This is a genomic window from Mesorhizobium sp. C264A (assembly GCF_040324515.1).
Taxonomy (GTDB): domain Bacteria; phylum Pseudomonadota; class Alphaproteobacteria; order Rhizobiales; family Rhizobiaceae; genus Mesorhizobium.
Genome location: NZ_JAMYVY010000001.1, coordinates 1,552,284 through 1,564,813 on the forward strand (window position 1 = coordinate 1,552,284; position 12,530 = coordinate 1,564,813).

General features: G+C 60.8%; 13 protein-coding genes. 6 read left to right on the plus strand and 7 right to left on the minus strand.

All coding sequences use genetic code 11. The features are described 5' to 3' along the window. The first annotated feature begins 31 nt into the window (after nucleotides 1–31). Nucleotides 32–1,468 carry a DEAD/DEAH box helicase gene (locus tag NKL04_RS07585; protein WP_023698795.1) on the plus strand — a complete coding sequence of 479 codons (1,437 nt, stop codon included), beginning with the start codon at nucleotides 32–34 and terminating at the stop codon, nucleotides 1,466–1,468. A 94-nt stretch (nucleotides 1,469–1,562) separates the two neighbouring features. On the opposite strand, the gene NKL04_RS07590 is transcribed toward NKL04_RS07585, so the two are convergent. Both NKL04_RS07590 and NKL04_RS07595 read right to left on the minus strand, forming a co-directional pair. Further along, nucleotides 1,563–2,543 (minus strand): alpha/beta hydrolase, encoded by a 981-nt coding sequence (locus tag NKL04_RS07590; RefSeq protein WP_023701763.1) that lies wholly within the window; start codon nucleotides 2,541–2,543, stop codon nucleotides 1,563–1,565. Between the two features lie 70 nt (nucleotides 2,544–2,613). Next, complete coding sequence (locus NKL04_RS07595; protein WP_023698793.1) at nucleotides 2,614–3,435, minus strand: SDR family oxidoreductase; 822 nt, start codon at nucleotides 3,433–3,435, stop codon at nucleotides 2,614–2,616. A 214-nt stretch (nucleotides 3,436–3,649) separates the two neighbouring features. Here NKL04_RS07595 and NKL04_RS07600 point away from each other — a divergent pair, with 214 nt between their 5' ends. Together NKL04_RS07600 and NKL04_RS07605 are read left to right on the plus strand one after the other, a co-directional pair. Further along, complete coding sequence (locus NKL04_RS07600; protein ID WP_023701762.1) at nucleotides 3,650–4,684, plus strand: cysteine synthase A; 1,035 nt, start codon at nucleotides 3,650–3,652, stop codon at nucleotides 4,682–4,684. After that, a complete protein-coding gene (locus NKL04_RS07605) occupies nucleotides 4,684–5,427 on the plus strand; it encodes an alanyl-tRNA editing protein (RefSeq protein ID WP_023672786.1) in 744 nt (247 codons plus the stop codon). Before NKL04_RS07600 ends, NKL04_RS07605 begins: the two co-directional genes overlap by 1 nt. A 53-nt stretch (nucleotides 5,428–5,480) precedes the next feature. Here the strand turns inward: NKL04_RS07605 and NKL04_RS07610 are convergent, their stop codons facing one another. After that, nucleotides 5,481–6,338, minus strand: coding sequence for an alpha/beta fold hydrolase (locus NKL04_RS07610; RefSeq protein ID WP_023701761.1), 858 nt, complete (start codon nucleotides 6,336–6,338; stop codon nucleotides 5,481–5,483). Between the two features lie 51 nt (nucleotides 6,339–6,389). Continuing rightward, nucleotides 6,390–7,316 (minus strand): Lpg1974 family pore-forming outer membrane protein, encoded by a 927-nt coding sequence (locus NKL04_RS07615; RefSeq protein ID WP_156951491.1) that lies wholly within the window; start codon nucleotides 7,314–7,316, stop codon nucleotides 6,390–6,392. A 219-nt stretch (nucleotides 7,317–7,535) separates the two neighbouring features. On the opposite strand from NKL04_RS07615, the gene NKL04_RS07620 reads away from it, so the two are divergent. Beyond that, complete coding sequence (locus NKL04_RS07620) at nucleotides 7,536–8,738, plus strand: cytochrome P450 (RefSeq protein ID WP_023701759.1); 1,203 nt, start codon at nucleotides 7,536–7,538, stop codon at nucleotides 8,736–8,738. A gap of 9 nt (nucleotides 8,739–8,747) precedes the next feature. Here NKL04_RS07620 and NKL04_RS07625 read toward each other — a convergent pair whose 3' ends face one another. Genes NKL04_RS07625 through NKL04_RS07635 form a run of 3 tightly spaced genes read right to left on the minus strand, consistent with a single transcriptional unit; the run spans nucleotide 8,748 to nucleotide 10,866 of the window. Then, complete coding sequence (locus NKL04_RS07625) at nucleotides 8,748–9,536, minus strand: Stf0 family sulfotransferase (protein WP_023701758.1); 789 nt, start codon at nucleotides 9,534–9,536, stop codon at nucleotides 8,748–8,750. A gap of 32 nt (nucleotides 9,537–9,568) precedes the next feature. Beyond that, the gene (locus tag NKL04_RS07630; protein WP_023701757.1) at nucleotides 9,569–10,435 is read right to left on the minus strand and encodes an alpha/beta fold hydrolase; all 867 of its coding nucleotides are present in this window, start codon (nucleotides 10,433–10,435) and stop codon (nucleotides 9,569–9,571) included. Next, nucleotides 10,435–10,866 (minus strand): hypothetical protein, encoded by a 432-nt coding sequence (locus tag NKL04_RS07635; RefSeq protein ID WP_023672793.1) that lies wholly within the window; start codon nucleotides 10,864–10,866, stop codon nucleotides 10,435–10,437. Before NKL04_RS07635 ends, NKL04_RS07630 begins: the two co-directional genes overlap by 1 nt. Before the next feature lie 206 nt (nucleotides 10,867–11,072). On the opposite strand from NKL04_RS07635, the gene sseA reads away from it, so the two are divergent. Further along, nucleotides 11,073–11,924, plus strand: coding sequence for a 3-mercaptopyruvate sulfurtransferase (gene sseA / locus NKL04_RS07640; protein WP_023701756.1), 852 nt, complete (start codon nucleotides 11,073–11,075; stop codon nucleotides 11,922–11,924). Nucleotides 11,925–11,929: 5 nt separating this feature from the next. Beyond that, nucleotides 11,930–12,493, plus strand: coding sequence for a GNAT family N-acetyltransferase (locus NKL04_RS07645; protein ID WP_023701755.1), 564 nt, complete (start codon nucleotides 11,930–11,932; stop codon nucleotides 12,491–12,493). The last annotated feature ends 37 nt before the right edge of the window (nucleotides 12,494–12,530 follow it).

A 12,530-nucleotide genomic window follows, 5' to 3' on the forward strand; every position in this document is an offset into this window, starting at 1 on the left:
TGCGGCCAAGACCGCGTGAAAGAAGACTATTTTGACCAACGAAAACACCTCAGCCGGTAACGCAATCTCGGCCGGCAACACTACGGAACTCACCGGTTTCGCAGCTCTTGGGATCACCGGCGCGCTGCTCAAGGCGACGCATGGCGCCGGCTTCACCGAGCCGAAGCCGATCCAGACGCAGGCGATCCCGCCGCAGATGGAAGGCCGCGATATCTTCGGCATCGCCCAGACCGGCTCCGGCAAGACCGCGGCCTTCGCGCTGCCGATCCTGTCGAAGATCATCGCGCTCGGCACCAAGCGCCGGGCCAAGACCACCCGTGCGCTGATCCTGGCGCCGACGCGCGAACTCGCCGTCCAGATCGAGGACACCATCAAGATCCTCGCCAAGGGCGCGCATGTCTCGACCGCTCTCGTGCTGGGCGGCGTCTCGCGCTTCAGCCAGGTGAAGAAGGTTGCGCCCGGCGTCGACATCCTGATCGCCACGCCCGGCCGCCTGACCGACCTGGTGCGCGAGGGCGACTTGATTCTCTCCGACACCAAATGGCTGGTGCTCGACGAGGGTGACCGCATGCTCGACATGGGCTTCATCAACGACGTCAAGCGGATCGCCAAGGCGACCGCGCCCGACCGTCAGACGGTGCTGTTCTCGGCCACCATGCCCAACGAAATCGCCGAGCTGGCGAAGGGCCTGTTGAAGAACCCGATCCGCGTCGAAGTCGCGCCGCAGAGCACCGCGGCCGCCGAGATCGTGCAGGGCGTCGTCTTTGCCCGCACCAAGCAGAAGCGCCAGGTGCTGTCGACGATGCTCGCGGACGAAGCCATGAAGTCCGTCATCATCTTTTCGCGCACCAAACATGGCGCCGACCGGGTGACCAAGGACCTCGAGCGCGACGGCTTCAAGGCCGCCGTCATCCACGGCAATAAGTCGCAGAACGCCCGCCAGAAGGCGCTCAACGATTTCCGCGAGGGCTCGGTGCGCATTCTCGTGGCGACCGATATCGCGGCGCGCGGCATCGACGTCCCCGGCATCAGCCATGTGGTGAATTTCGATCTGCCGGATGAGGCCGAAAGCTATGTCCACCGCATCGGCCGTACCGGCCGTAACGGCATGGACGGCATCGCCATCACGCTTTGCGATCCTTCCGAAAACAGCAAGCTGCGTCAGGTCGAGCGCATCATCCGCAGCAAGCTGCCGATCGTTGCCGACCATCTCGGCAGCCCGGATCCGGTGCGCAATCCGGCCGAAAAGAACGAGCGCTTCGAGCCCGCCAACGATCGCAACGACCGCAATGGCCGTCGCGACGGCAGGCGGCCCGGTGGCCAGAACAACGGCTTCGCCAAGAAGCGTTTTGGTGACAAGCCGGCCTTTGCGGGTGCAAGCGAGCGCAAGCCGGAAGGCGCCAAGGCCTTCAAGGGCAACAACAAGCGCCGCTTCGGCGGCAAGCGGCCCGCGGCGCGGGCTGCCTGATCAGACGAACCGGTCAGGCTCGTCGAGCCTGGCTTGATTGCTGACGATTGAATATGAGGACGGCCGGGGCAATGCTTCGGCCGACCTTTTTCGTTTAGGGCTGCCCGGCAATTGCCTGAACCCAGACGACGATCCGCTGCGCCAGGAATGCCGTGGTCGAGGGCGACAGCGCGTCGCCGGCAATGACGTGGTTGTCGGGATCGCCATTGTCGTCGACGGGCACCAGTTCATGCGGTGCGCCCCAGCGGCCGGCGATTTCGCGGGTGCGATCCTGGCGCACCACCTTGTCGGAATCCGAGAAGATGAACAGCGCCGGTATGGTTGCCTTCTCCACAGGCGCTGCGTAGGCAAGGTTGGTCAGCGCCGCCATCGGTAGCACAGCTGCCATTGGATATGTGTGCGTCCAGAGTTTCTCGTGCAGCGCGTTGCGGGTCGGAAAGCTGCGCTCCTTGCCGCCGACGAAATCGGCGATCTGCCTGCCCCAGGGCATGGTCAGCAGCTCGGCGCCTGAAGCCCTGATGCCAAAATTCGGCGAGATGAATGCGATTGCAGCGACGCCGTCCGATGCGCCAGGCTCAGTCGCCGCCCATGCCGCCAGCGATCCACCGGTCGAGGTGCCGATGACGATCACCTTGTCGCCGATGGCTCGGCCGATGGCGAGCGCCTCCTCATAGTCGTTGATCCAGGCATTGACGCTGCCTTGCGCCATAGCAGCGCCGTCCTGCCCATGACCGGTGAGGCGGGTGTAGAAAAGGTTGGCGTCGAGTTGGTCGGCGACCTCGTCGGCCAGCGGGCGAACCTCGCCCTTCGATGCCGAAAAGCCATGGATATAGACGATCGCCAATGGCGTCCTGGCGTGAACCATCGGATCGGCCCAGATGATTTCTTTCTCGAGCCCGTCGCGAACGTTGGGCACGGCAGCCTCTTCGCGCGCAATATACGCTTGCGGATCGTCGCCGATCACTTTGGGGTCGAAGCTGATTGTTGTGTCGACGGGAACGCGCGGACCAAGCAGGAGGGCCAAGACAAGGATGATGACGACGCCCAGCACCGCAAGCACGATCCGTCGCCCCATCTCAGACTCCACAACAATTCTAAAGCCTATGGCGGCCGGTGCAGTCAGGCAACAGCCGGACTGTGGACAGCTATTGGTTCGGCGGCTTGCGGTCGAAATTCAGCGGCCGCCCTGTCCAGCGGGTCGCCGTGCTGATGAACCACCGGCAGACTGGCCTTGGCAGCAGTGCCAGCACCTTCAGCCCCCAGCTCAGCCGGTGAGGGAAGGTAACCTCGAAGCCGCCATGCTCGATGCCGCGCAGCATGCGGCGCGAGGCGCGGTTGACCGGCATCAGTCCCGGCATCGGCAGCATGTTCTTTTCGGTCAGCGGCGTGTCGATGAAGCCCGGATTCATCACCTGGATCCGGACATTCATCTTGTCGAAATCGTATTTCAGCGACTCGGCCAAGATGTTGATCGCCGCCTTCGAGCCGCCATAGGCCGCCGTGGTCGGCCAGCCGAAATAGGCGGTAACCGATCCGACAAGCACAATATGGCCGCGCGCACGGATGCGCATGCGCTCCATGAGCGGGACGAGGCCATTGATGATACCGAAATAGTTGACCTCGAAGGTCTGGCGAAAGTCGCGGACCCTGAGGTCTTCGCCGGGCGTGGCGATGTAGTTGCCGGCGTTGAAGACGGCGAGCACGATCGGCCCGAGCTCCTTTTCAATCGCCGCCACCGTGCTTGCCATGCGCGGCTCATCGGTGACGTCGCAAGGGTAGGCGACGACACGTCCCGGCATCTGCGCCGTCTCGACGATGAGCGCGTCGAGTGGGTCGCCGTCGAGTGCGGTGACCGCGACGACAAAGCCCTTTGCCGCGAGGTCCTTGGCCAGCGCACGGCCGATGCCGCTGCTGCCGCCGGTTATCCAGGCGACGCCGTGCTTCGGGTTGGCCCGGTAAAGTGTCATTCTGCGCCCTGCCGATCTGTCATTAGTGCTCTAGCGGTGAAAAAATCGAATGAAAAGAGCGCTTTTCCGTACTGGTTGAAATGATCGTCATCGCGCGTTGTCCGGCCGCGGGAGATTGCAGTGCCCGAAATGCGACTGGACCAGGCGAATTCTTGCCTTGAAACGCAAGCTTCGGGTTTCTAGGGTCTCGCCGCAGCTACATAAGGAATCCCGGATGCCCCGTTCTGTGATCGAAGCGATCGGCAACACGCCCCTGATCCGCCTCAACAAGGCCTCGGAGCAGACCGGCTGCGAGATCCTGGGCAAGGCCGAGTTCATGAACCCCGGCCAGTCGGTCAAGGATCGCGCCGGCCTGTTCATCATCCGCGACGCCGAACAGCGCGGGCTGTTGAAGCCGGGCGGGGTCATCGTCGAAGGCACGGCAGGCAATACCGGCATTGGCCTGACGCTGGTTGCCAAGGCGCTGGGCTATCGCACAGTGATCGTTATTCCCGACACCCAGAGCCAGGAAAAGAAGGACACGATCAAGCTGCTTGGTGCCGAGCTGATCGAAGTGCCGGCGGTGCCTTACAAGAACCCCAACAATTACGTGAAACTGTCGGGGCGGTTGGCCGAGCAGATGGCGAGGTCGGAGCCGAACGGCGCGATCTGGGCCAACCAGTTCGACAACGTTGCCAATCGCGACGGCCATATCCGCACCACGGCGGAAGAAATCTGGATGCAGACCGGCGGCAAGGTCGACGGTTTCGTCTCGGCGGTGGGTTCGGGCGGAACGCTGGCCGGCGTCGCCTTCGGGCTGAAGGCCAAGAGCAGCAACGTCAAGATCGCGCTCGCCGATCCGCTGGGTGCGGCGCTCTATTCCTTCTACACCAGTGGCGAATTGAAGTCCGACGGCAGCTCGATCACCGAAGGGATAGGGCAGGGGCGCATCACGGCAAATCTCGATGGGTTCACGCCGGACTTCTCGTTCCAGGTGCCGGACGAAGAGGCGCTGCCGATCGTCTTCGACCTGATCCAGGAAGAAGGCCTGTGCGTCGGCGGTTCGACCGGCATCAACATTGCCGGCGCGATACGGCTGGCGCGCGAGCTTGGCCCCGGCCACACCATCGTGACCATCCTTGCCGACTATGGCACGCGCTACCAGTCGAAGCTGTTCAACCCGGAATTCCTGCGCGAGAAGAACCTGCCGGTGCCGGGCTGGATGGATGAGCGCAGCACAATTCCGGTGCCGTATGAGAAGGTCGCCTGATGGCGCACAGAACAGAAGCGCTGTTTCGCGACGACGCCTATCTCAGAGCGGCTGACGCCACTGTTGTCGCCATCAACGAGCGCGGCGGCATCATTCTCGACCGGACCATCTTCTATGCCACATCGGGCGGCCAGCCTGGCGATACCGGCACATTAGAGCGCGCCGACGGCAGCCGCATCGCCATTGCCGCCACCATCACCGGCGAGACCAAGGACGAGATCATCCATGTGCCGGCGCCGGAGCAACCGGCACCCGAGGTCGGCGAGCGGGTGAAACTCGCCATCGGCTGGGAGCGGCGGCATCTCCTGATGCGCATGCACGCAGCTTGCCATTTGCTCACCGTAGTCTGTCCGTTTCCGATTACCGGTGCTGCGGTTTCCGAAGATGACAGCCGCGTCGACTTCGACGCTCCCGATGCCGGCTTCACCAGGGAAGACGTCACCGCCGGGCTGATGGAACTGGTGCGAGCCGATCATCCGATCTTCATCAGGCTGATCACCGACGAGGAACTGGCAGCCAATCCTGGCCTGGTGAAATCCAAGAATGTCCGGCCGCCCGCCGGCACCGGTAAGATCCGCCTGGTCTGCATCGGCGACAACGCTTCGATCGACAGCCAGCCCTGCGGCGGCACCCATGTCAAAAGCACCGGCGAAGTCGGTGAAATCCATATCGGCAAGATCGAGAAGAAGGGCCGCGAAAACCGGCGTTTTCGCATTCGCTTCGGACCGCTGCCGGCGAATTAGGGTCAAATAGCACGTGGCCTCTATATTGCTCAGCCGGTCTGAGACACCTTGGCTTAACCAAGGTGTCGGAAACTGGACGGTGATCGCTCAACCCATGCTTCGATCTGCTCGGTGACAAACTTGGCTGCTTGATGGTGGATGAAGTGGCCAGCCCCGGGCAAAGCAATCACGGCGGTAACGTTGTCGACTTCTCGGAAGGTCCCGTCAAAAGCGCTTGACGGCACATAGGGATCGTCGGAGCCAAACAGCACAAGGGTCGGCGCCTTGACCAAAGGCAGCTGGCCCAGATCCGGCACCCTGCCAAGCGGTATGTTGGCCCTGTAGTAGCCCAGCATCGCTTCCGGATCGGATCGCCTGAGCGAATCTGTCAGGGCCTGCCTGTCCTGCGGATCGGCGACCCAGGTGGCGAGTTTGTCGATGTCCAGCATCTGGGTGGCGCCCGGGACCTGGAAGCCACGTACATATCCGATGATCTCGGCATTGGCCGGATCGGCGACCGCACGCAGATAGTTGCGGGGGTGCGGTGCCGACAGGAGGATGAGATGGCGCACGACCTGCGGCACGCGTATGGCCAGCCACCATGCGATGATGCCACCCCAGTCATGGCCGACAATAGCGGCCTGGGTCAGCTTTTCCGCTGCAAGAACAGCCAGCACGTCGTTGACCAGGTGGGTCAGCGCATAGTTGCCGTGGCCTTGTGGTCCATCGCTTTGTCCGAAGCCCCTCAGGTCCGGCGCGATCACCCGATATCGGTCGCAGAGCGCTTGCATCTGCCGGCGCCAGCCCATTCCGTGATCCGGAATGCCATGCAGAAACACAATCGGCGGGCCTGAGCCCGCCGCTGTGTAGTGCAGTTTGACGTTGCCATTGACGGCAACCCTAGATTCAAACGCCACTTCCTGTTCCGTCAATTGCAATCCATTCGAAGCAGTAGTCCGAGCTGGGAGGCTCGAACCGCCGGCCTACATCTTGACTTCGAGGCGCAGGAACGGGCCGTTGAATGTCTGGGTGCTCTTGTCCGCCATCTCAAGCAGATTGTGCCACTGTTCGACCCGATAGCCTGCGGTGAACGTGGTATTTTCCCACGGTTTGAAAGTCACGCCACCGGAAAGGTCTATGCTGGTAACAACCTTGTTGGAATGCTGGCTTTCGCTGACGTTGATATCTGGATCAGGAGTAGGATCGCTTGGATCGCTCTCATGTTCGTGGAGGCTAAACTTGTCCGTCCGTCGGCCCCACATAGCCGAGCCCGAAACCGCACCGGTAAGACCCCACGTCTCACCCAGCGGATAGTAGACTTCGGCGCCGAGGCGCGGACCGATGCCGTAGAACTCGGATGAGCCAAGCTTGTCAGCGTTGCCGCCCTTGTCGGCCGGATCATTGGGAGTGGCGCTCACATTGAAATTCAGCTTCTCCTTGGAGTGCAGCAAGCGCAGACCGCCGAAGAACCGGATGTCGGCGCCCTGCGCCTCGACATGCTTGCCGACATCGAAGTCGAGCGTCTGGAAATTGTAGCTGTTGCCGAACGACAGGCCGATGACGCCGCCACTTTGCGGGACATTCAGACTAAAGTCGTTGTCCTGGCCGGCGTGAAAAGTACCAGCGAGCCTCCAGTCCACATCCGAAGAAATCGCTTTGGTGAGCGCCACTGATCCGTAGAGATCGCCGAAATCATTGCCACTGCCGAGCTTGTCGCTGGTATCGCCAAGCTTGTCGACGTTGGATTGATAGACCGCGCCTTCGAAGGCAATCTTGATGCGGGAATCGACCACTGCAGGATCGGTTACCTGTGCATCGGCGGCATGAGCCGCGACCACACCAACTGATGTCACCGAAGCGGCAGACGCTGCAACCGTAGCAAGAAGCTTACTTGAAACCTGATTTCGCATTTTTCCCCGCCTGGAATCGAACTGAATTGATATTAGCCCACTCGCACACTACCGCAGCGGCACCTTTCGTCATAGCTGCCATCATCATTTATCGGGCAGTGTTACGCGTTTGCCACAGAACCCGTTTTATCTCTGCGAATCGAATATGATAGCGTAGGAGTTTCTGGTCGAGATGTCGGCGCTGGCCGCCTGGTGTCTACGGCTGCGCGGGGGGCATCGATGGACGACCGGATACAAATCGAAAGCGTTCTCAACAACCTCGTCTATGCGCTTTTTGCTCATGGCGGGCAGGCGGAAACGAGTGGTCGGCCCAGCGACTTCGGCAACCTGGTTGTCTTTGACAATCCGGAAGCCGTCGACACAATCGTCAAGGCGCCGGAGCTCTTTCGGAAGAACTTCTCCCTGATCTCGGCGCTCGGTTTCAGCCGTTTCAACACGAACGATCAGGATTGGTCGGTCCGGCGTACCATCACCCAGGACGTCTATTTGGCGGCCGCCAAGCCGGCGCAGCAGCATCCCGTTGCGGAAATCTTCGCCACCTGTCTGTCCAGTAGCGACGCCACGCTACCAGCCATCCAGCAAGCGTTGTTCGCCGCGTCGATGACCATATTTTACCGGGCTTTCGGCCTTGTTCCCGATATGGCGGCGACGCTGTTGCTGCTCGACAGGGTCCGCGACGTTCTGAGGCGTCTCCAATATTATTCCTGGGTGACGCCGACGACCGCCGAACGTGGGAACGCCATCCAGGACGCTCGCGCGGTGGTCGCCGATTTCGCATCGCTGCTGATGGCGGATCCCCGCGCCGCTGCGGAGATGGACCGCTTTAGAAGCGAAGCCACAGATATCGAAGGCTTCTCGCCGGTGGAGGAGTTTGTCATGAACTTCTTCGCAGGCGTCGAGACATCGGTGACGACCGCACTTTGGGTGATCGATCGACTCGGGGCAAACCAGCATGTGCAAGACCGTATCCATGCCGAGGTTCTCTCGGGCGATGCGCAGACGCCGTATACCGATTGCATGATCAACGAAACGATGCGCTTTTTCCCTCCGATTCCGTTCCTGACCCGGGAAGTCGGTGCCGACACGGTTCTCGAAGGTCGGCGTCTCTACGCCGGGCAATTGATCATGGTGTCGGTCGTCGGCGTGCACCAGAACCCGGCTTTCTGGTCAAACCCGCGTGTCTTCGATGCCAGCCGGAAGGAGTTCCTCGACAACAGCTTTGATCGGAGGGCCTTCATTCCTTTCCTCACCGGACCGCGCATGTGCGGTGGCGCACGTCTCGGCCGGCTGGAAGTTCGGGAGGCAGTCCTTGCCATTGTACGCCAGTTTGCTTTTAGCCGGGCCGACGATGTCATCCGGTTCGACTATGCGCTGGCACTGCGCCCGGCGCAGGGTGCCTCCGTCAGTGTTTCGCGTCGATGAAACGCAGGGTCAGGCATGGTCCTGCCAAAACCGAGCGACATAGTCCCCAAATTGCCTTTTGATCATCGCCTTGAGTTCGGCATCATGCGCATAGCGCGCACCCGTCGATACGGCTTTTGATTTCAACTCGAAACCTGGGAACCAGTTGCTCATCGTGGCGGAAACGTTTTCCTGCTGGTTGGCGACGAAGTCCTCGTAGCAGACCTCAGCCACTCTGCTCTGATCAAGGGTGTTCAGGTAATTTTTCCACCTGATTTCGCTGTCGAAAATATGTTGGGCGGTATCCCTGGCAACCCTCTCGGTCAAAATTGTCACCTTGGGGATTCCAGGCAGCGTCTCCCGACTGTCGAACGGCTGGCCAGTATGGAGCATCGAAAGCAGGCTTATGGTTTGATCCACCTTGTTTCTTCTTGAGAGGAAGACATAGAACGAGTTGCCGTCGTCGTTGCCGATTGAATTGCGTGCGAATGGCAGGTTTTCAAAAAAGATCTTGGCGGCGAACACACCGTTCTCAGTCCTTTTCGCCAGGAGCTGGCGACCATAGGCCATTGCCCGCTCGTTGAGTTTTTCAAGATCAATTGTGTTGTCGGCCGACCAGCGTATCGTCAGCGGCAAGGCATACTGCCACTGAAAATACTCGGTTGGGATTCCCAAGCCGAACTGTTGCAAGGTTTGGCAATAGGAATGCCCGGCCGTTCGCGGAGTGGTGCAAATCAGGATCTTGGCGGGATTTTCGGTTGAGCTTTGGCGATCATAGGTCGCCGAGATGTATTCACTGTACAAATCGTCGAAATGCATATCCGGAACCAACCCACAATCACACGCCAGATTTAGGCCGCAGACAGGAACCCCAGGATGAGCAGAGCCTGGTCCAGCGTCATCAGCGATGGCGGATCGCCAGCATCGATGTTGTCGACAAGCCACAGATCAGGCCGTGCGAGCCGTGTGCGCTCGATGGCCTGCCGGTCGACGAATTGGCTGTCGCGGCCGTACATCAACAGAACGTGGGCGTCGATCTTGGCAGCGATTGGGAAAAGATCGTATTGGCGGCCGGTCAGTGCGCCAAAATTTCCCGTCGTTGCGGGGTCATAGGCGAGCCGGAAGCCTTCGGGACCGGCTGCGATCCGGTTCTCCACATAGCGATTGAACACTGCGTCCTCGACCGGCCCCATGAGGGATCTGGTGGTGGCCAGATAGTCCTTGGCAGCCGCACGGCTCTCAAATTTAAGCGCACTTTCCTTCATGACGTTGTCTCTCATAGCGTCGACCTTAGGGCCGCCGAGCATTGGAACGTCGTTGAGAACGATTTTCGTGGCCTTGGAGCGAGTCATGTGCAGAAACAACAGCAAGATCGTGCCGCCCCACGAAGTGCCGATGAAGTGGTTCTCCGTGCCGGCGAACTCGCCAAGCGCGCGCAGGCACTTGGAATAGACGTTGATATCGTAGCCGGAGCCCAGATAGGCGCTACGCCCGCGCCCCAACAGGTCTGGGCAGACAACCAGGAAACCATTGCGGCACAAGAATGTGGCGAGGTAGTTAAAATCGGCACCATTGCCGGTGAAGCCGTGAAGGCAGAAAACTGTGGCGTGAGGCGTGCCGGCTGGCCGCCAGATGCGCACGAACATTGCGGCATACCGGTCATCCAGCCGGATAAGTATTTCTTGCGTCAGTGCCTCGGCAGGCTTGGCTGAACTCATCAGATGTCGCGCTTGCGGACGGCACGCTTGACCGAGCCGCGGTTGTCAATGAAGTCGCGTTTCCAGAACACCGACTTGTCAAGGTTTATGAGCTTGGCGTTCTTGATAAGTGGCAGGATATGGGACGAAGACCGCGTCGCCAGCACCGTGACGGCGGTAGCGTCGCCGCCGGGAAAAGGATTGAGCGGACCGCCATTCTTCGCCCATGCCTCCGCTATCTCGCGACTGGTCTGGATCCATCCAACGTAGGCCACGATAACGTCGTCGATCGAGCCGATCATATGTGTCTGCTGATCCATTTGATAGCGTAGCGTCTTCACCATCAAGCCGAACTCGTAACCATCGAAAGGCGGATAGTGTGCAAGAAAATTGCAAACAAGCCCGAGCGAAGCCGGATTGCTCGGAGTTCGGGAAAACAAGAGATTGCTCATGTCGAGATTTTATTGACCCCGCCCATCCCAGATCATAACCATCACTCCGTACTCGCCACGAAACACGAAAACAATCAGAATCAACACACTGCTGCGGCTGACTACGTCGTGCGCTCGCCGCGCATTCAGATTGTCGGGCCAAACAGGATCCGGAACCGAATGGCCGCCAAAATATAGTAGTCGGCCAACAAGGCAGGAGAACAACGATGGCCGATGACAGCCCTTTCACAGTCGATGCGGACTGGTTGCAGAGCCGTCTTGGCGAGCCCGGCCTGACGATCGTCGATGCGTCCTGGTACCTGCCGGCGCAGAAGCGCGATGCACGCGCCGAATATGAGGCAGCGCATATTCCGGGTGCGCGCTTCTTCGACCAGGATGCGGCCTCGGACCCAGATGCCAAGCTGCCGCACACGCTGCCTTCGCCGCAGCATTTCGCGCAATATGTCGGCGCCATGGGTATTTCGGCCGACGACACCATCGTCGTCTATGACGGTCCGGGCTTCTTCTCGGCGCCGCGCGCCTGGTGGATGTTCCGTGTCATGGGCGTGTTCCAGGTCTATGTGCTGGATGGCGGCTTCGACCGCTGGAAGGCGGCCGGCCGGCCGGTGACGGCGGAGCCGACCAAGATCGCGCCAAACGTGTTCCACGCAGATTTCGACGCCGCCCGCGTCGCCAGCCTAGCCGACATGCGTCGCATCGTCGAAACGAAAGAAAGCCAGATTGCCGACGCCCGTGGCGCCGGCCGTTTCACCGGCACCGAGCCTGAGCCTCGCGCCGGCGTTCGCTCCGGCCACATGCCCGGCGCGCACAATTTGCCTTATTCGGCGCTGTCGCAGGACGGCGCGCTGCTGTCGAAGGACCAGTTGCGCAAGGCCATTGAAGATGCCGGCATCGATCTGTCGAAACCGATCGTGACCTCGTGCGGTTCCGGCGTGACGGCGGCGGTCATCACGCTGGCGCTGGAGACGCTCGGTCACACCGACAACCGGCTCTATGACGGCTCATGGACGGAATGGGGCGGGCTATCCGATACGCCCGTTGCAACGGGCAAGGAATGACGGCGATGGAAAACGGTGTGCTGGAAGACATCGAAGTCACGGTGACGTTTCTGGAAATGCATGTGCCGCCGGCCTATTCGCCGCCGGTGCCCTACAACAGGCAGATCGCGCTGTTGAAGACCAAGGACATTCCGCTGCATTTCTACCGCTATCTGATGGATCGGGTGGGGCGCAAATGGCATTGGGTCAATGTGCTGCGGTTGGACGATGAAGAGCTTGCGGCCGGCATTCACCGCGAGGACCGCGACATCCGGGTGCTTTATCTTGACGGCGCGCCGGCCGGGTTCTTCGACCTCAAGCCGCATCTGCCGGAAGAGGTCGAGCTCGCTTATTTCGGCATGATGGAGCATGCGACCGGGCTAGGCATCGGCCGCTGGTTCCTGGGCGCGGCGATCGCCGCCGCCTGGTCGTATCAGCCGAAGCGGGTGACGGTGCAGACCTGCACGCTCGACCATCCGGCGGCCTTGCCGCTCTACCAGAAGCTCGGTTTTGCGCCGGTGGCGCAAAAGAAGGAGATCGTGCATCCGCTGCCGTTCTCCGAGCGCTCGGCCAGCGTCATGAGGCCATGACATCCTAATTAGCCGGCTTGTTTTGCGAGACCGACCG